The organism is Arthrobacter ulcerisalmonis (assembly GCF_900609065.1).
In the GTDB taxonomy this organism is placed as follows: Bacteria; Actinomycetota; Actinomycetes; order Actinomycetales; family Micrococcaceae; genus Arthrobacter; species Arthrobacter ulcerisalmonis.
This window is the reverse complement of the sequence record NZ_UXAU01000017.1, coordinates 15710-33797: the sequence shown is the minus strand read 5'-3', so window position 1 is coordinate 33797 and position 18088 is coordinate 15710. Positions and strand designations below refer to the sequence as shown.

At 64.0% G+C, this 18088-nt stretch carries 14 protein-coding genes; 6 read left to right on the top strand and 8 right to left on the bottom strand.

Features of this window, described 5'->3' with window-relative positions:
- Window positions 1–64 precede the first annotated feature (64 nt).
- The 3 genes from PSET11_RS05050 to PSET11_RS05040 are packed head-to-tail and all read left to right on the top strand — an operon-like array spanning window position 65 to window position 3103.
- The gene (locus PSET11_RS05050) at window positions 65–1639 is read left to right on the top strand and encodes a molybdopterin-dependent oxidoreductase (protein ID WP_124091027.1); all 1575 of its coding nucleotides are present in this window, start codon (window positions 65–67) and stop codon (window positions 1637–1639) included.
- Between the two features lie 34 nt (window positions 1640–1673).
- Window positions 1674–2690 carry an asparaginase gene (locus tag PSET11_RS05045; protein ID WP_124091026.1) on the top strand — a complete coding sequence of 339 codons (1017 nt, stop codon included), beginning with the start codon at window positions 1674–1676 and terminating at the stop codon, window positions 2688–2690.
- A 47-nt stretch (window positions 2691–2737) separates the two neighbouring features.
- A complete protein-coding gene (locus tag PSET11_RS05040; protein WP_124091049.1) occupies window positions 2738–3103 on the top strand; it encodes a sterol carrier family protein in 366 nt (121 codons plus the stop codon).
- A 43-nt stretch (window positions 3104–3146) separates the two neighbouring features.
- On the opposite strand, the gene PSET11_RS05035 is transcribed toward PSET11_RS05040, so the two are convergent.
- From PSET11_RS05035 to PSET11_RS05020, 4 genes are all read right to left on the bottom strand, one after another.
- Entirely contained in the window at window positions 3147–3797 is a 651-nt protein-coding gene (locus PSET11_RS05035; protein WP_124091025.1) for a Pr6Pr family membrane protein, read from the bottom strand.
- Between the two features lie 65 nt (window positions 3798–3862).
- Window positions 3863–4618 (bottom strand): SDR family oxidoreductase, encoded by a 756-nt coding sequence (locus PSET11_RS05030; protein WP_124091024.1) that lies wholly within the window; start codon window positions 4616–4618, stop codon window positions 3863–3865.
- Window positions 4615–5346 carry an aspartate/glutamate racemase family protein gene (locus PSET11_RS05025; protein WP_124091023.1) on the bottom strand — a complete coding sequence of 244 codons (732 nt, stop codon included), beginning with the start codon at window positions 5344–5346 and terminating at the stop codon, window positions 4615–4617. The genes PSET11_RS05030 and PSET11_RS05025 overlap by 4 nt, the downstream gene beginning before the upstream one ends.
- A 28-nt stretch (window positions 5347–5374) precedes the next feature.
- Window positions 5375–6943, bottom strand: coding sequence for an NCS1 family nucleobase:cation symporter-1 (locus PSET11_RS05020; protein WP_124091022.1), 1569 nt, complete (start codon window positions 6941–6943; stop codon window positions 5375–5377).
- A 310-nt stretch (window positions 6944–7253) separates the two neighbouring features.
- Between PSET11_RS05020 and aceE the strand changes: the two genes are divergently transcribed.
- On the top strand, window positions 7254–9995 hold the full coding sequence (gene aceE / locus PSET11_RS05015; protein WP_124091021.1) for a pyruvate dehydrogenase (acetyl-transferring), homodimeric type: 2742 nt from the start codon (window positions 7254–7256) through the stop codon (window positions 9993–9995).
- A gap of 21 nt (window positions 9996–10016) precedes the next feature.
- The gene (gene nboR / locus PSET11_RS05010; protein ID WP_124091020.1) at window positions 10017–10628 is read left to right on the top strand and encodes a nicotine blue oxidoreductase; all 612 of its coding nucleotides are present in this window, start codon (window positions 10017–10019) and stop codon (window positions 10626–10628) included.
- Here the strand turns inward: nboR and PSET11_RS05005 are convergent.
- The 3 genes from PSET11_RS05005 to PSET11_RS04995 all read right to left on the bottom strand — a co-directional run bounded on the left by PSET11_RS05005 (window position 10618) and on the right by PSET11_RS04995 (window position 14151).
- Window positions 10618–11976, bottom strand: a complete 1359-nt coding sequence (locus tag PSET11_RS05005) for an LssY C-terminal domain-containing protein (protein ID WP_124091019.1) — start codon at window positions 11974–11976, stop codon at window positions 10618–10620. The genes nboR and PSET11_RS05005 overlap by 11 nt on opposite strands.
- A gap of 115 nt (window positions 11977–12091) precedes the next feature.
- Entirely contained in the window at window positions 12092–13138 is a 1047-nt protein-coding gene (locus tag PSET11_RS05000; RefSeq protein ID WP_124091018.1) for a methionine synthase, read from the bottom strand.
- Window positions 13139–13158: 20 nt separating this feature from the next.
- On the bottom strand, window positions 13159–14151 hold the full coding sequence (locus PSET11_RS04995) for a DUF1852 domain-containing protein (protein ID WP_124091017.1): 993 nt from the start codon (window positions 14149–14151) through the stop codon (window positions 13159–13161).
- 122 nt (window positions 14152–14273) lie between these two features.
- On the opposite strand from PSET11_RS04995, the gene PSET11_RS04990 reads away from it, so the two are divergent.
- A complete protein-coding gene (locus PSET11_RS04990) occupies window positions 14274–15215 on the top strand; it encodes a LysR family transcriptional regulator (RefSeq protein WP_124091016.1) in 942 nt (313 codons plus the stop codon).
- 27 nt (window positions 15216–15242) lie between these two features.
- Here PSET11_RS04990 and PSET11_RS04985 read toward each other — a convergent pair whose 3' ends face one another.
- Window positions 15243–18086: a molybdopterin-dependent oxidoreductase gene (locus PSET11_RS04985; RefSeq protein WP_124091015.1), complete on the bottom strand. Its 2844-nt coding sequence runs from the start codon at window positions 18084–18086 to the stop codon at window positions 15243–15245.
- Window positions 18087–18088: the final 2 nt, after the last annotated feature.

Genomic DNA, 18088 nt, shown 5'->3' with positions numbered 1-18088 from the left:
CTGTGTCGCCACCTCCGCGACGGCGGCGGCCAATCTCTGTACCCCGCCGCTCCGAATAGCTGCCATGAAGAAGCTCGGGAATTGGCTCAAGGGACCCACCACTATGGCTGCACTGGCAGGCCTGGTGGCGGCCGCCGTCGTACTGGCCGTTGCCGAGTTGGTGGGCGCGTTCTTTACGGCACGCGCCACACCAATTTTCGCCCTCGGCTCCACGTTCATTGACTTCACGCCACCGTGGATGAAGGACTTCGCCATCGCCACGTTCGGCACCAACGACAAGGCCGCCCTCTTCGTGGGCATGGGCGTCACCATCGCCTTATTGGCCTGCGTCCTGGGCGTGGTGGCGTACCGGAAGTGGGTACTGGGCGTCTTGGGCGTCCTGTTTATGGGTGCGGTGATTGTGGGCGCAGTGGTGACCCGCTCCGGCGTCCATCCCATGGATGCCATCCCCAGCATTCTGGGCACGGTGGCCGGACTGGTGGCTCTGCGGCTGCTGATCGCGCCGCTCTGGGGCCTGAAGACCTGGCCGGAAGCGCCAGCGGACCGGGCGGCCAGCAAGGGCACGCCCGCCACGAGTCGACGCAAATTCTTCGCGACGGCGGGGATCACCGCCGTCGCAGCCGGTGTCGCTGCCACCGGTGGCAGGCTCCTGAGCGCGGCACGCAGCAATATCGCCCAGGCCAGGAACGCCCTCCAACTGCCCACCCCCGTCACGCCGGCCGCTGCAATTCCCGACGGCGTGCAGTCAACTGTTGCGGGCATGCCGCCGTGGTTGACCCCCAACAAAGACTTCTACCGGATTGACACGGCCCTCAGCGTCCCCGAAATCAACGCCAACGACTGGGAACTTCGGGTCCACGGTTTGGTGGATCAGGAGATCACCATGACGTTCGCGGACCTGCTCGACGCCGACCTGATCGAATCCCATGTATCCCTGACCTGCGTCTCCAACCCGGTGGGCGGCAATCTGGCCGGCAACGCGAAGTGGTTGGGCTACCCCATCCGGGAACTCCTCAAGCGAGCCGGTCCCAAGGACGGCGCGGACATGGTCCTCTCCACCTCGATCGACGGGTTCAGCGCCTCCACCCCCATCGAAGTACTGCAGGACGACCGCGACGCCATCTTGGCCATCGGCATGAACGGCGAGCCGCTCCCCCTGGAACACGGCTACCCCGTGCGCATGGTGGTGCCCGGCCTGTTCGGTTTCGTCTCGGCCACCAAATGGGTGGTTGACCTTGAGGTGACCCGCTTCGCGGACAGCAAGGCGTACTGGACGGATCGTGGCTGGTCAGAGCGCGGACCCATCAAGACCATGTCCCGGATCGATGTTCCTGCCTCCTTCGCGAAGGTCCCGGCCGGCAAGGTCGCCGTGGGCGGTACCGCCTGGGCGCAGACCCGCGGCATCACAAAGGTGGAGATCCAGGTCGACGACCAGGACTGGGCTCCCGTTGAGCTGTCCACCGAAGCCTCAGTAGACACGTGGCGCCAGTGGTCCTTCGAATGGGATGCCACCCCCGGCCCGCACTACCTCAAGGTCCGGGCAACAGACGGCACCGGTGACCTGCAGACCGACCAGAGGGCCGATCCGGTCCCCGACGGTGCCTCCGGCTGGCAATCGGTGATGGTCACCGTTCAGTAGCAGCACCGCAGCCGCCGGACCATAGACTGATTGCATGCCCCACAACCCGCACGCCACCTTCACCGTGGACTCCGCCGTCGAACTTGCCGTCCTTGAACGCAGCGGATTCGTGGAGTCCCGGCACTTGGGTTCGGCGGTGTTGCTGGCAGCAGACGGGACGGTGGTGACAGCGCTTGGCGATGTCACCACCCCCGTCTATGCCCGTTCAGCGTTGAAGCCGTTCCAGGCCTTGGCCGCCATGCAGGCGGGCGTCCCGTTGCGCGGCGCCCAGGTGGCGTTGGCGTGCGGCAGCCATGTTGGTTCGCTCGACCACATGGACGTGGTCTCGGGCATGCTGCGAGCTGCAGGGGTGCGCGAGGATCAACTGCTGTGCCCGGCTGCGTGGCCGCAGGACGAGACAGCCAGGAACTGGCTGGTCCGCTCGGATCGCGGCAGGTCAAAGCTCGCCTTCAACTGCTCTGGCAAGCACGCCGCCTTCCTTTGGGCCTGCACCGAAAACGGCTGGGATACCAGCAGCTATCTGGAGCCCAACCACCCGCTCCAGCAGGGCGTCCGCGGCGTCATCGAAGAGTACGCTGACGAACGCATCGCCCACCTCGGCATTGATGGCTGCGGCGCTCCCGTCGCTGCCATCTCCCTGACCGGGCTGGCGCGCGGCTACTCGCACCTGGCCAAGGCGCCGGGGGATCACAGCTTCAACGCCCGCGCCGCCACCATCGCCACGTCCATGCTGGACTACCCGTGGGCCGTGCAGGGCACCGGCGAGGCGAACTCGGTGGTGATGGAGGACCTGGGCGTCATTGCGAAAATCGGCGCCGAGGGAGTTGTCGCCATGGCCACGCCACAGGGTGTTTCGGTAGCCGTCAAGGTCCTGGACGGCAGCCTCCGCGCCACCTCGCTGGTTGCGCTGACGTTGCTGGCGGCTGCGGGTGCCGTGGATGCTGAGAAGGTAGCCGAGGTCCTCCCCAAGATCGTTGAGCCCGTCCTGGGCGGTGGACGGCCCGTTGGCCAAATCCGGCTGGGCCCGGCCGTCTCCGCCCTGCTGGACTGACCGCACGCAGGACTGGACCCCGAATGCCACGAAAGGAGGCCGCGACCATGGCTGTGGCCCGCCGTCGTATTGATGTTGAAGAAGGCGCCGCCGCGCTCGCCGCCTGGCAGCGCGCGGAAGAAATCCCTGTCCCCCGCGCCGTCCTGGCCACCGCCGTCAGGTATTCGCTGGAGGAAGTCACCGCCCGCGCCCCCGGCAACTCCGTGGAGGTCCGGGTGCCGCCCTTCGGCGTCACCCAGTGCGTCGCCGGGCCGCGGCACACCCGCGGTACGCCGCCCAACGTTATTGAGTGCGACGCCGGTACCTGGCTTGCGCTCGTGTCCGGCAGGGAAATCTGGGCGGACGCAGTGTCGGCCGGGAAAGTGGACGCCTCCGGCCTACGTGCGGACCTCTCGGCGTTGCTGCCACTGTAGTCCTGCGCGCCACCATGACGGTGGGGCCGCGGGCCAAAGACGGCTAGGCGGAATGTTGCGTCTTGGTAGCGGTGGCCGGCTTGGGTACGAGGTTCTGCAACCGCGTGGACAGTGCGGCCACGGCAGCGAAGGCGAAGGCACCGACGGCGATGGCCAGCGACATGATGATGACCGTGCCGTACCCGCCGACTCGCGGGTCGATAAAGGGGTAGGGGTACCAGTCAACGATCGGCCCGCGGATGAGGCTGTACACCAGATAAAGCAGCGGGAAAATCAGCCAGATCAGTGACGTGCGGAGGGAAATCCTGGTCTTCGGCAAGTCCACCAGCCAGTCGATCACCATGATGGTGGGAATCGTGTAGTGCAACACCACATTGACCCATGGCAGCGGGGTGTTGACGTCGATATCGCTGAGCAGCAACGAATAGGTGATCCCGGTGATGGTCATGTAGACCGTGGCCGCACCACGCAGGATTTCGAGCCAGCGGGGGCTCGCTCCTTGCCACGCAAACCAGGCCGCAACCCCCAACGTGATGAACGCAATGATATTAGATTCGATGGTGAAGTAACTGAAGTAATTGCCGGCCGAAAAGACGGGCTGACCCATGAGGTGCAGGAGTTGGAAGAGCACTGCGGCAAAACCCAGCACCGCAAACCAAAGCCGGAATAGGGCAAGTCCCCGATTTGCTGTCATGGGCTGATCCTAGGCCACCCATCAGGCAAAACGACCAATCGTGGCCGAATATTCATCAGAAGAAATCAGCCACGCCCAACAAACGGCATCCCCGCAGCCGTCACCACAATCGAGCCCACACTGGCGGAGGCTGGCATGTCCGCCATCAACAGCACCGCCTTTGCAGCGTCCACCACCGGAAACATGGGCTCGACTTTGCGGCTGCCATCGGCCTGAACAGCACCTGAGCCCACCCCGATGGTGTCCATGATCCCGGTGATGGTGTTGCCAATGTCGATCTGTCCGCAGGTGATGCCGAAGCCCCTGCCATCCAGTTCGATGCTTTTGGTCAGCCCGGTCATGGCGTGCTTGGTCACGGTGTAAGCAACGCTTCGGGGCCGCGGTGAGTGCGCCGAGATGGAGCCGTTGTTGATGATCCGGCCACCCTGCGGTTCCTGCTGCTTCATGGTGCGGACCGCAGCGGCAGCGCACAGCATGGAACCGGTCAGGTTTACGGCCAGGGTGGCGTCCCAGTCCGCGAGATCCAGTTCGTCCACGCTCGCCGCCGGACCAAAGACGCCCGCATTGTTGAACAGGACATCCACGCGCCCCCACTTTGCTGTCACCTCAGCGAAAAGGCGTTCGACGGCGTCGGGCCTGGTCACGTCGCACGGCACCGCGAGTGCCTGGGCGTGACCGTCGGCTGTTTCGTTGAGCTGTTCGACGCGGCGGCCCACGAGTGCCACGCGATAGCCCGCGGCCAACATCTGCCGGGCCACTTCCCGGCCGATGCCGGACCCTGCCCCGGTGACCACTGCTACCCGCTGGTGTGGAGCAGTCACACCGAAGCCCTGTTCAGCGGCCAGCCAATCACAGTCTTGGGCCGCGGAGTTGCGTACGTCCGGACCTTGGACGTGGACAACTGCATGCGCACCAGCGATTCGGCGATGGTGACAGCTGACGCCACTCCATCCACGACGGGCACCCCGGCGCGCTTGCGGATCTCTTCGTCCAGTCCAGCCATGCCGCCACAGCCGAGGACAATCACTTCTGCCTTGTCCTCCGACACAGCCCGGAGCGCCTGGTCAATGATGGCTTCCACGGCGCGTTCCGGCTCTTCCTCGAGCTCCAGCACAGCCATGCCGCTGGCCCGTACGGATGCGCAGCGAGCATCCAGGCCAGCCAACTTGAGCCGATCTTCAATCAGGGGAACGGTCCGGTCCAAGGTGGTGACCACCGAGTACTTGTGACCCAGGAACATCGCCGTGCTGGCCGCCGCTTCGGTGATGTCAACCACCGGAACGTCGAGGAGCTCCTGCAGCCCCTCCCTGCCGTGCTCGCCGTACCCCGCCTGAATAACGGCGTCGAACGGTTCCGGATACGAGGTGATGGCGTCCATGACCGCAATGGCGGCGAGGTAGCTTTCGAAGTTTCCCTCGCAGGAATCAGCGCCAAAGCGGGGGGTGATTCCCACGATTTCCGTGCCGGGTGCCGCGATGCTGCGGGCCGAGGCGGCGATGGAATCAGTCATGGAGGCTGTGGTGTTCACGTTGGCAACAAGAATGCGCATGGGGGTCCTTGGCTTGTCCTGGCGACGGTCAGTGGGTGCTTGCGATCGCGATGGCTTCGCCATCTTGATCCTGCAGCACCTGGTGACGGTCAGCGATGAAGTAGTACACGACGGCGGCAATACCGGCTGCGAAGAACCAGGCGAACGGGGCCGCAGCGGCGAGAGCCGGGACGAACGCGATCAGCAGGGCAATGGCAGCGGCGGGGATCAGAGCGATGATCGCCTTGGGGTTGACGCCGTTCTTGTAGAAGTACGTACCCTGCGGTGATGCGGTGTAAAGCTCCGGTACGTTGACCTTGCCGCGGCGGATGAGCCAGTAGTCAGCCATGACCACACCAAACAGTGGGCCGAGCAAGGCACCCAGACCACCCAGGAAGTAGAGGATGACGAGCGGGTTGTTGTAAAGGTTCCAGGGCAGGATGACCAGGCCGATGACGGCACTGACAGCGGCTGCCCGGCGGAAATTGAGCTTCTTGGGGAACAGGTTGGTCAGGGCGTAGGTAGGAGCAACGAAGTTGGCCATCAGGTTCACGGCGATGGTCAGAATGAGCAGAGCCAGGCAAGCCAGGACCAGGAACAAGGTGTTGGGGATGGTCTGGACGATGTCGGAGGGGCTCTGGATGATGGTGCCGTTGATCCGGAACTGGCCACCGGCCAGGACTACAACGATTGCGCCGAAGACAAGCATGTTGATGGGGATGCCCCAGAAGTTGCCCCGGACCACTGCCTTCTTGGACTTCGCCGAGCGGGTGAAGTCGCAGAAGTTCAGGACGAAGGTGCCGTAGATGGAAACCCAGAGCGAACCGCCGGCGAAGATGGTGAGCCACATTTCGGGGCCTTCGAGTGCGTTATTCGAAGACCAAGCGATGGCGCCGCCAGCTTCGTTGAAGACCCAAATGGCGAGTGCTGCCATGGTGATCAGGATGATGGGGCCAGCGAACGCTTCGTACTTGCGGATCATTTCCATGCCGAAGCTGACAATGACCAACTGCACGATCCAGAGGATGATGAACGCGATCCAGCCAAGGGTCGAAAGGCCCAGGATGGAGTTCTTGTCCATTTCAGCGAGGGCCGGGAACATGGCTACGACCATCACCCGGAAGACCACTGAGGCGAGGTAGGTCTGAATGCCGAACCAGGCCACGGCAACGGCGCCGCGGAGGAGGCTGGCGATTTGAGCGCCCCGGATACCGAAGCTGATGCGGCTCATGACCGGGAAAGGGACGCCGGTCTTGACGCCCATGAAGCCGGAGAGGTTCAACAGGAGGAAAAGCAGTACGGCGCCGATGCCGAGTGCCAGGAGGATCTGCCAGCCGCCCAGGCCCAGGGCGAAGAGGCCGATGGCGAAGGCGTAGTTACCCAGGCTGTGGACGTCATTGGCCCAGAGGGTAAAGATGCTGTAGCCGGACCAGCTGCGGCCATTCTTCTTGGTGGGGGCTAGGTCAGTGTTGTAGAGGGTGGGGCTGATACTGATGCCTGATGCCGCGCTGGCGGATTCGCAGAGGGCTTGGCCACCATCGGATTGGGGGCTGGTTGCTGCTGACGGCGCTGTCAGGTTCAGATCTTTGTCGACGCCGACCGAATCATTGGTCTGCATGGGGTCTCCAGTTCTGGGTGAGCTCCGCGGTGGTGAGGCCGGATCGGGGGGCGATCCTCGCTGTTATTCCACATCGCGGAATGAAGATATTGAATAGTGAAACATTATGACCTGAATCACCTTTTGGTCAAGACCCTCCGCAGTGACTGCCGGTCACAATCCACCGATGGGTACTTCATGGTGCGCGTCACCCTCCAGCCACGCAAGGGCTTGTTGACCGCAAGTTTTGGCGCCAGCTATTCTCATATGACAAGATTGTTTTCTCACATCATGAAACTCCCTACTTATTTCAACGACGAAACGAGGCTCCGTGTCTGCAGGAGAAGATGGCTCCCATATCCTCAGCGGGTTGACTAACCAGCTGCCTGATCGTGATCCGGAAGAGACCGCCGAGTGGGTTGAGTCCCTGGATTCGTTGATCAGGGAACAAGGCACCGAGCGTGCCCAATACATCATGCGGAGTTTGCTGCAGCGTGCTGGTGCGCAGTCCGTGGGTGTCCCGATGGTCACCACCACTGACTATGTGAACACCATCCCGGTGGATCAGGAAGCCCCGTTCCCGGGGAACGAGGACTACGAACGCCGCTACCGGGCGTACATGCGGTGGAACGCCGCGGTCATGGTCCACCGGGCCCAGCGGCCCGCGATTGGTGTCGGCGGGCACATCTCGACCTACGCCGGGGCCGCGACCCTGTACGAGGTCGGGTTCAACCACTTCTTCCGCGGTAAAGACCACCCCGGCGGCGGGGACCAGGTCTTCTTCCAAGGCCACGCCTCCCCGGGCATGTACGCGAGGGCGTTCATGGAAGGCCGCCTCTCCGAGGAAGACCTCGACGGGTTCCGGCAGGAAAAGTCCCGCGAGGGCCACGCCCTGTCCTCCTACCCGCACCCGCGGTTGATGCCGAACTTCTGGGAATTCCCCACCGTGTCCATGGGTATTGGCCCGATGAACGCGATCTACCAGGCCCAATCCAACCGGTACCTCACCAACCGGGGCCTGAAAGACACCACCGACCAGCAGGTCTGGGCGTTCCTCGGCGACGGCGAAATGGACGAACCCGAATCCCGGGGCCTGCTGCAACTGGCCGCGAACGAGAACCTCGACAACCTCAACTTCGTGGTCAACTGCAACCTCCAACGCCTCGACGGTCCCGTCCGTGGCAACGGCAAAATCATGCAGGAACTCGAAGCGTTCTTCCGCGGCGCGGGCTGGAACGTCATCAAAGTCGTCTGGGGCAGGGAATGGGACGACCTCCTCACCCAAGACACCAACGGCTCGCTCGTGAACATCATGAACGAAACCCCCGACGGTGACTACCAAACCTACAAAGCCGAATCCGGCGGGTTCGTCCGCGAACACTTCTTCGGGAAAGACCCCGCGACCAAGGAACTCGTCGCTGACCTCACCGATGACCAGATCTGGAACCTCAAACGCGGCGGCCATGACTACCGCAAGGTCTACGCCGCGTACAAAGCAGCCACCGAATTCAAGGGCAAACCCACCGTCATCCTCGCCAAAACCGTCAAAGGCTACGGACTCGGACCCCACTTCGAAGGCCGCAACGCCACCCACCAAATGAAAAAACTCACCATCAGCGATCTCAAGGAGTTCCGGGACTATCTCCGGATTCCCATTTCTGATGAGCAGTTGGATGCTGATCCCTATCAGCCGCCCTACTTCCACCCGGGCTTCGAGGCGCCCGAGATCAAATACATGATGGAACGACGTGCTGCGTTGGGCGGTTCAGTACCGGAGCGGCGCAGTTCGCATACCGCCGTCGAGCTTCCGGCTGCCAAGTCCTATGAAACCGCAGCGCGCGGGTCGGGGAAGCAGCAGGCCGCGACGACCATGGCGTTCGTCCGGCTCCTGAAAGACCTCATCCGCGATAAGAACTTCGGCCACCGGATCGTCCCGATCGTCCCCGACGAATCCCGGACCTTCGGCATGGACGCGTTCTTCCCCACCGCGAAAATCTACAACCCCAAAGGCCAGAACTACCTCTCCGTAGACCGCGACCTCGTCCTGGCCTACAAAGAATCCGCCCAAGGCCAACTCATCCACCCCGGCATCAACGAAGCCGGCGCCGTCGCAGCCTTCACCGCCGCCGGCACCGCCTACGCCACCCACGGCGTCCCCCTCATCCCGGTCTACGTCTTCTACTCCATGTTCGGCTTCCAACGCACCGGCGACGCCTTCTGGGCAGCAGCAGACCAAATGACCCGAGGCTTCATCATCGGCGCCACCGCAGGACGCACCACGCTCACCGGCGAAGGACTCCAACACGCCGACGGCCACTCCCCCCTCCTCGCCGCGACCAACCCCGCCGTCATCACCTACGACCCCGCCTACGGCTACGAAATGGGCCACATCATCCGCGACGGCATCGAACGGATGTACGGACCCGGCACCGGCGACCGGAACCTGATGTACTACATCACCGTCTACAACGAACCCATCACCCAACCCAAAGAACCCGACAACCTCGACGTTGAAGGTGTCCTCAAGGGCATTTACCTGCTGGCTCCGGCCAAGAACGACGGTCCCCGGACCAACGTCCTCGCCTCCGGCGTCTCCGTGCCCTGGGCCCTCGAAGCCCAGAGCCTCCTCGCCGAAGACTGGAACGTCTCCGCCGACGTCTGGTCCGTGACCTCCTGGAACGAACTCCGCCGCGACGGCCTCGCCGCCGAAGAACACGCGTTCCTGAACCCCAACGAACCAACACGGGTCCCCTTCGTCACCCAACAACTCGCCAACGCCGAAGGACCCATCGTCGCCGTCACCGACTACATGAAGGCCATCCCGGACCAAATCCGCCAGTTCCTCCCGAACGAGTTCGCCACCCTCGGCGCGGACGGCTTCGGCTTCTCCGACACCCGCCAAGCAGCCCGCCGCTACTTCAAAAACGACACCCACTCCATCGTCGTCAAAACCCTGCAACTACTCGCCAAGGAAGGAAAAATCGATGCCCAGGCACCAGCCCAGGCCATCGAAAAGTACAACCTTCACGATGTCAACGCCGGCACCACCGGCGGCGCAGGCGGCGACGCCTGATTCCAGAGCTAGGCTAGGCAAATGAGCCAGGTCCCAACAGCGGCGAGCAGCACTGCGGTGTTGCTCGCCGCTGGCGCTGGGACCAGGTTGGGCCGGGGGCCGAAGGCGCTGCTACCCTTCCGCGGCAGTCCGCTGGTTGAATCGGTGGCCGAGGCGCTGCACGCAGGCGGCTGCCGGGACGTTGTGGTGGTCCTGGGCGCCGGTGCCGTGGACGTGTTGTCCGACGCTGACCTGGGCCGATTTCGCACGGTGGTCAATCACGAGTGGCAGACCGGGATGGGCGGCTCGTTGCTACTGGGCAATGCTGCCGCGGACCCGGCTCACCATCTACTGGTTGCCCTGGTGGACCAGCCTGGCCTTACCGCAGCAGCGGTCCAGCGGCTACTTTCCGCGCACCGTCCCGGCCGCATCACCGCCGCCGCCTACGGAAGTGGTCCGGACCTGCGGCGTGGGCACCCGCTGCTGATCGACGCGACCTTACGGGCCGCCGTCGTCCGTTCCGTGAAGGGCGACGCCGGCGCCCGGGTATTCCTGAAGGCCCACCCGGAGCTCGTGGACCAGGTGGACTGCAGTGACCTTTCCGACGGTGAGGACGTGGACACGCCGGACAAGCTCTACCTGCTCAACGACTGAGCCGCGCCGCCCGGGGTACGGGATTTCTCAGGCTGCCGGAACGACGCCGGGCAAAGTCCCTGGAGCGCTCGCTCGAGAGTGCCAGAATCAGCAGGATGTCGAGGGAGAAACTCACCAGGGTGGTGGCGAGCGAGATGGGCTCGCCGCCGGTTATGGTGCCCACGAACTGCACGATGATGGAGAGCGCGCCGAAGGTCATGGCGATCACGCGGGCCCGGTTTCCGCCACGAAAAATGAACCACGCCAGGACGAACTCTGCCAAGGCAAAGAGTGCCAGGGCGATCGACCCGGGTACCACGATGCTCTGCAAATCCAGGTCGTCGGCTGGGTCCCCAAAAAGCAGTGTCAGCGCCGATTCGTCGGTCGCGGCGTTGAGGAACGTCAGGGCGAGGACCGCAGAGGTGACGCCTCGGCCCAGTACCAAAACGGCGCCGAAGAGCGTTGGCAACGGGCGCTTCCGGGCAAGATCCGCGATGGGCAGGTCCGCGGTGTCGCTGTCCGGGTGGGCCGTGACATCCACGATCGGCAGGTCCCCGTCCGTGCTGATACTGTCGCCACCGCCGTTGCGTGAGTGGTATCCGGTGGAGAAGTCCCGGATGAAGGACACCGTGGACTCGGGTGCGGAATCCGTCACCGAGGCGACCACGTAGTCGCGTTCGACGTCGATGTCTGCTTCGATTTTGTGGGTGATCTGCAGGGTGAAGAGGGACAGTCCCACTGCCTTGTCGTAGGTGCCGGCGGCGAGCCAATCGACGGGGATCCCGCCGGGCAGGAGCCAATCCTGGGGCGTCTGCCAGAACCTGATGTGGTGGCGCTTGCCCGGGTTGCCATCCACCTCCTGCTGGTAGGCGAAGTCCTGCTGCCTGCCAAAGAGGAAGAGCGGGCTGACCGGCGCTTCGTCGTAGCTGCGCCGGGTCAGTGTGGACACCACGATGCGCCAGCTCGAGTTCAACGTGACGGGATCGGCCAGGGTCCAGTTGGCCCGGTCCATGGCCGCATGCAGCTGCGGCCCACTCCCCCGGAAGGCCACGTTCACGGGGTCGCCCAGCAGGCCATCGCTGGTGCGGGATCGGCCAATGAAGTAGTCGGGCAGGTAGATCCGGGTCAGGATGCGGTGCAACCTCGGCAGGACCAGGTAGGCGAGCGCCGCCCAGAAGATAAGGAAGAACCACACGTGCCGCCAGCCGAAACTCGCCTGGAACAGCACCACGGCAAACCAGATGGAGCTCAGGCCACTGAACGTGAAGAAGACACGGTCCACCATCGACTCGGCTGCCGCGCCGCCCGGACCCTCGCTTGCCGCTTCGATGCCCGGGCTGTCTGCGGCCGCGGCGCTCTCCCCCGTCATGGCCACAGATTACCGGAGATCAGCGAGCACCACCTCACGGTAGGACTGGCCAGAAGAGGTCAGCTTTGCTTCGAAACTTATAACCAACTGTGGGCGCGGCAGGCGTGGAACATCGTTATGCCACCTTGGGGGCGGAGCGGGCGAGTTCCTCGCGAACGATGTTTGTCCCTGCGCTGAGAGCACTCAGCTTGGCCAGTGAAATGTCCCGGGGGAACGGTGCCATGCCGCAGTTGGAGCTGGGGATGAGCTTGTCCGCATCGACGAACTGCAGGGCCTTGCGGAGGGTGTCGGCGACCTCCTCAGGAGTCTCGATGGTCTCGCTTGCGACGTCGATTGCCCCGAGCATGACTTTCTTTCCACGGAGGAGTTCGATGAGGTCCATGGGCACATGCGAGTTCTGGGATTCCAGCGAAATGATGTCGATGCTGGAGCTCTGCAGCAGCGGGAACGTCTCCTCGTATTGCCGCCACTGTGAGCCGAGCGTGGCCTTCCAGTCAGTATTCGCCTTGATCCCGTAGCCGTAGCAGATGTGCACGGCGGTCTCCGCACGCAGCCCTTCTGCCGCTCTCTCAAGCGCAGCCACGCCCCAGTCCTTGACCTCATCGAGGAAGACATTGAACGCGGGCTCGTCGAACTGGATGATGTCCACCCCGGCCGCCGCCAGTTCTTTCGCCTCTTGGTTGAGGATCGTGGCGAACTCCCAGGCCAGCTTTTCGCGGCTCTTGTAGTGGTCATCGTAGAGCGTGTCCACCATGGTCATTGGACCGGGAAGAGTCCATTTGATCGGCCGGTCGGTGGCTGCGCGGAGGAACTTCGCGTCGTCGACGAATACCGGCCGCTCGCGGCGCACAGCTCCGACGACGGTGGGCACGCTGGCGTCGTAGCGATCGCGGATGCGAACGGTCTTGCGCTGTTCAAAGTCGACCCCGCTGAGATGCTCAATGAAAGTCGTGACGAAGTGCTGGCGGGTTTGCTCGCCGTCGCTGACGATGTCAATACCGCGCCGGCTCTGCTCATGGAGGGCAATAAGTAGCGCATCCTGCTTCCCCTCGAGCAGCGCATCTCCGTCCAGCTTCCAAGGGGACCAAAGAGTTTCCGGCAGTGCGAGCCACGATGGTTTCGGCAGGCTTCCGACAACGGTGGTGGGCAAGAGTGTGTTCATGTTTGACGATTCTCCGTGGGTCAGCTGACGAGAGCGGGGTATTTGGCGGTCCACTGGTCCAGTAGATCTTTGTGGGGCGTGATGAAGTGTTCCTCCGTGTACTTCGCCTGCGTGATCGCGAGCTGACTACGTTCGACGCGGTCGTACGCGATCTGGGTCCGCGAGTAATCCTGCTCGCCCAGGCTCGGCTGGTAGACAGCGGCGGCGGCGGAGTTCGCGTTATAAACCTCCGGGCGGTAGATCTTCTGGAACGTCTCCATGGTGCTGATCGTCCCGATGAGCTGCAGGTTGGAGTAGTCGTTGAGCAGGTCGCCGCGGAAATAGAAGGCGAGCGGCGCAACGCTGCCGCGTGGCATGAAGTAGCGGACCTGCAGCCCCATCTTTCCGAAGTACGCGTCCGTCAGTGAGAACTCGTCCTGTTGGTATTCGACGCCCAGGACCGGGTGACGGTTCTCCGTTCGCCGGTATGTCTTGGTCGTGGAGACGCTGATGCACACCACTGGCGGCTGCCCGAAGCGTTCCTGGCATGCCGGGGAATCGAGGAACTGCTGGAAGAGTTTGCCGTGCAGATCGCCAAAGTCCTCGGGGACGGTGGGCTTGCCTGACTCCGCTCCTGCTGCTGGCAGTACGACGCTGAAGTCGAAGTCCCGGACGTAGGAGGAGAAGTTGTTCCCTACGATCCCTTGATGCCGGACCCCGCTCAGCTGGTCGACGATCTGGATGTCGAGAACCTCGAACAGGGGGAACCGCTGATCCGTACCTTCCGCGGTGAACTCGATCTGCACGGAAACGATCTCAAGCTCGAGCGTGTAACGGTCCCGGTCCGGGTTGTCCCAGCTTGCGAGATCGTTGAAGCGGCGCCGAATCATGGTCAGGGCGTTGCCGAGGTTCTCCTGGCGGTGCTCGCCCCGTGCCAGGTTGGCGAAGTTCGTCGTGATCCGGGAGCCTTCGGCGGGGGAGTATTCCTCGTTGAAGGGGGTGGTGCTGATGCTGAACGTAAAGTCGTCTGCCATGTCTTGCCAATCCGTTGATGATGGGCCGGAGACGGCCTTTCAGAAGGGGTGCATCCATAGTGCAATTTTCCCGGGGGTATCAAGTAACTAGTGGCTACTATGCATTCATATAGACTTTTCCTATGCCACAGCTTGCGAGCGGACTGACCCTGCAACAGCTCCGCTACTTCATAGACGTTGCAGCTGAAGGGTCAATCTCCGCCGCTGCCGAGCTTCTGTACGTAGCGCAGCCGACAATGTCCGCAGCAATGAAGGACCTCGAGGCCCGGGTAGGCCGTGCGCTCTTGGTTCGCTCCGCCCGCGGGGTCACCCTCACCGCCGACGGGGCAGAGTTCCTCGGCTATGCAAGGCAGGTCGTCGAGCAGTTCGCTCTCCTCGAGCAGCGCTACCTTGGCAGGCCACCGACGCGACGTCTGCTCGGAGTGTCAACGCAGCACTACTCGTTCGCGGTAGATGCCTTCGTCCGGATGGTCAAGGCCACTGAGGTGGCCGAATACGAGTTCTCGCTGCGGGAGTCCCGCACCTGGGACATCATCGAGGATGTCCGGACGCTCCGCAGCGAGATCGGCATCCTCTACCGGAACGATTTCAACCGAAAGGTCATCGACAAGCTACTCCGGGAATCCGGGCTCGCGTTCACCCCGCTTTTCCTCGCCGATCCCCACATATTCATTTCACGGAACAACCCGCTCGCAGCAAGAGAGCGTGCCACCCTCGCCGATCTCGCTGGCATGCCGCGGCTGACCTTCGATCAAGGTGCGAACAACTCTTTCTACTTCGCCGAGGAAATTCTCTCCACGTTGTCCAGCAAGCAGGAGATCCGGGTCTCTGACCGTGCGACGATCTTCAACCTCATGATCGGACTCCACGGCTACACGATCTCGACGGGCATCATCAGCGGGCAGCTCGACCCAGAGATCGTCGCCATCCCTCTCGACATTGACGAACGCATCGAGATCGGCTGGATCGGCCACGCAGCGATTCCGCTTACCGACCAAGCGCGGCACTACCTCAGGGAATTGCGGGCCGTCGTCGCTGAGTTCGGCGTAGCGCTCCTCGATTGACTGCCTCGCAGCGCAACCCGCCGTTCTTCATGCCGGGAGCGAGCCAGCTGTCGTCGTCGGGACCAGCCCGGCGTCCCGCAGCCCCAGGTAGATCTTGTCCCTGGCGATGGGCAGCTGGGCGAACCGCAGGCCTGTGGCGTTCCGGATGGCATTGGCCAGCGCTGGTGCCACGGGGTTGAATGGGCTCTCGCTCATGGATTTGGCGCCCATTGGCCCGGTGGAGTCGTTGGTTTCGGCGAAGTAGACCTCGCTCCGGGGCACGTCGGCGAAGGTGGGGATGTGGTACTGCCGCAGGATGTCCGTGGTGACCCGGCCGGCGTCGTCCACCACCACTTCCTCGTACAGCGTGGCGCCGATGGCTTGGGCGATTCCGCCCTCGATCTGGCCACGGCATTGCCGCGGATTAACCACCACACCAGCATCAGCGGCCTGCACGCTCTGCAGGATCCGCAGTTCGCCAGTGCAGCGGTTCACCGCCACCCGGAAGCCGTGGACGTTGAACGCCACAGACCTCGGAGTGCCGCCCCAACGCCCTTCGGCAGCGAGTTCGACGCCGGCTGCCGCTGCTGCGCGGGCCAGTTCAGCGAGCGGCACGGCCGTCCCGTCGCACACCACGGTGTCCCCGGCCAGGACGCAGCCGGCCACCTGGGTGCCATGAATGCCCGCGGCGAAGGCACGGATCCGGACGGCCAACTCCTCGGCAGCCGCCAACGTCGCCTTTCCGGCCACCACGGTGCCGGCTGAACCAAACGCGCCGGTGTCATGCTCGATCAGGTCCGTGTCCGCTTGCCGCACCGCCACCCGCACGGCCTCCGTGGACAGTGCGGTAGCGGCCAGCTGGGCGTGCACGGTGGTGGTGCCGTTGCCAAATTCTGCCGTCCCGACGTCGGCCTGGTAGGTCCCGTCGGCCAGCAAGCGCAGGTGCGAATGGGCGAAATGGCCCCGCGGCGGCACCGTGTCGATCATGGACAAAGCGGAACCCTCGCCCACCAACCAATCCGGGCCCAGATCGGCCAGGCCGGCAGCCCGGTAGCGCTGCTTACCGCGGACCAAGGCGTCCCGCACCAGGTTCAGGCACTGGTCCAAACCGTAGCTGCCGTAGTGCACATCCTCTTCAGGCTCGGAGTGGGTGGACAGCATCGGATCGCCTTCACGGACCATGTTGCGGCGACGGAACTCCTGCGGATCCATCCCAATGCCGATGGCCAGTTCGTCCACGGCAGACTCGATGGCAAAGATCATCTGGCTCAGTCCATAGCCTCGGAACGCCCCTGCTGGAACCGTGTTGGTGTAGACCGCTCGTGCATCCACTTTCTTGTTGGCGCACTTGTAGACGCTCAAGGACTCACCGCAACCGTGGAACATGACGCCCGGGGCATGGTTTCCGTAGGCGCCCGTATTTGTCACCACGTCCAACTGCAACGCCGTCAGCCTGCCATCCGCCGCAGCGCCAGCCTTCACCGCGATGGTGAAGGGGTGCCGGGTGGTGGTCGCAGTGAACTGCTCCGTCCGGGTCAGCTCCAGCTGGACCGGGCGCCCCAGTTTCAGGGCAGCGAGCGCCACCAGGTCCTCGGTCAGCACCTCCTGCTTGCCGCCAAACCCGCCGCCTACCCGGCCAGCCACCACGTGGACCTGGTCTTCCGGCAACGCGAACACCCGGCAGAGGGTGCGGCGGACCAGGAAGGGGACCTGGCTGGAGGTGCGGACCTGCAACCGGCCGTCGGCATCCAGGGACGCAATGGCCGCGTGGGTTTCCAACGCCACGTGCTGCACTCGTTGCGTGCGGTAGGTCTGTTCGTGGACAAAAGCAGATGCCGCGAAGCCGTCCGTGACGCTGCCCAGCTCGGAGTGCAGTTCCGCCACCACATTGCGTTCTGGACTGGCGATCCGGGAAATGTTGCCGTCCTTGTCGCCGTGGACCTGGTGTGCTCCCGGTGCCAGGGCAGCCTGCGGTGAGAACACGGCGGGCAGGATGTCGTAGTCCACCACCAGGGCACGCACGCCGGCCTCGGCGGCGGCAACGGTGTCTGCCACGACGGCGGCAACGCGCTGGCCGATGAACCGCACCATGTCGTCGAGTACGCGGGTGTCGTCCGGGTCGTCAGTGAACAACTCGTGCTGGGCGCTGGAAAACAACTGCGTGGGTGCATCGTCCGAGGTCAAGACGCTCACCACACCGGGAATGGCCAAGGCCACGGTGGCGTCGATGGTGCGGACCCGGGCCGAGGCATGCGGCGAGCGCAGGACTTTCATGTGCAGCAGCGTGGCCTGCTCGGCCGGCGGGAGGTCCAAGGTGTAGCGTGCTGTGCCGGTGACCACCGCGCGGCTGGCAGGCGCAGGAACGTCGTCGCCGAGCTGCCCGGGTGTGGGAGCTGGCTGGCCGGCCCCCGCAATCCCGGAACCAGGACCTTCGGGGGCCGGGTGGCCCGCGTGACCGCAGATGGCATCACCGATGGCCCGGTATCCGGTGCAGCGGCATAGGTTGCCCTTGAGGCTGCGGGGCAGGTTGGCTTTCTGGTCGTCGTCGAACGTGGCGGCCGTCATCAGCATGCCCGCGGTGCAGAAGCCGCACTGGAAGCCCTGCCGTTCCATGAACTGCTGCTGCACCGGGTGCAGGAGTCCATCCGCAGGCTCGGCGGCTGTCGCGGCGAGGCCCTCGATGGTGGTGACGGCGTGGCCTTCGGCGCGGACAGCCGGGTAGATGCAGCTGTGGACCGGTGTGCCGTCCACGTGCACCGTGCACGCACCGCAGTCGCCGCCGTCGCAACCCTTTTTCACGCCCAGGTTGCCTTGTTCGCGGAGGAAGGTGCGCAGGCATTGGCCGGGGCGGGGAGCGGCGGTGGCAGCCGCGCCGTTGATGTCGATGCCCATGG

What these genes read in the sequence shown, in the direction of transcription:
- PSET11_RS05045 (WP_124091026.1), top strand. Translation starts at nt 1,674, where the DNA reads ATGCCCCACAACCCGCACGCCACCTTCACCGTGGACTCCGCCGTCGAA.
- PSET11_RS05040 (WP_124091049.1), top strand. Translation starts at nt 2,738, where the DNA reads ATGGCTGTGGCCCGCCGTCGTATTGATGTTGAAGAAGGCGCCGCCGCG.
- PSET11_RS04985 (WP_124091015.1), bottom strand. Translation starts at nt 18,086, where the DNA reads ATGGGCATCGACATCAACGGCGCGGCTGCCACCGCCGCTCCCCGCCCC.
- PSET11_RS05000 (WP_124091018.1), bottom strand. Translation starts at nt 13,138, where the DNA reads ATGAACACACTCTTGCCCACCACCGTTGTCGGAAGCCTGCCGAAACCA.
- PSET11_RS04995 (WP_124091017.1), bottom strand. Translation starts at nt 14,151, where the DNA reads ATGGCAGACGACTTTACGTTCAGCATCAGCACCACCCCCTTCAACGAG.
- nboR (WP_124091020.1), top strand. Translation starts at nt 10,017, where the DNA reads ATGAGCCAGGTCCCAACAGCGGCGAGCAGCACTGCGGTGTTGCTCGCC.
- PSET11_RS05035 (WP_124091025.1), bottom strand. Translation starts at nt 3,797, where the DNA reads ATGACAGCAAATCGGGGACTTGCCCTATTCCGGCTTTGGTTTGCGGTG.
- PSET11_RS05025 (WP_124091023.1), bottom strand. Translation starts at nt 5,346, where the DNA reads ATGCGCATTCTTGTTGCCAACGTGAACACCACAGCCTCCATGACTGAT.
- PSET11_RS04990 (WP_124091016.1), top strand. Translation starts at nt 14,274, where the DNA reads ATGCCACAGCTTGCGAGCGGACTGACCCTGCAACAGCTCCGCTACTTC.
- PSET11_RS05020 (WP_124091022.1), bottom strand. Translation starts at nt 6,943, where the DNA reads ATGCAGACCAATGATTCGGTCGGCGTCGACAAAGATCTGAACCTGACA.
- PSET11_RS05005 (WP_124091019.1), bottom strand. Translation starts at nt 11,976, where the DNA reads ATGACGGGGGAGAGCGCCGCGGCCGCAGACAGCCCGGGCATCGAAGCG.
- PSET11_RS05050 (WP_124091027.1), top strand. Translation starts at nt 65, where the DNA reads ATGAAGAAGCTCGGGAATTGGCTCAAGGGACCCACCACTATGGCTGCA.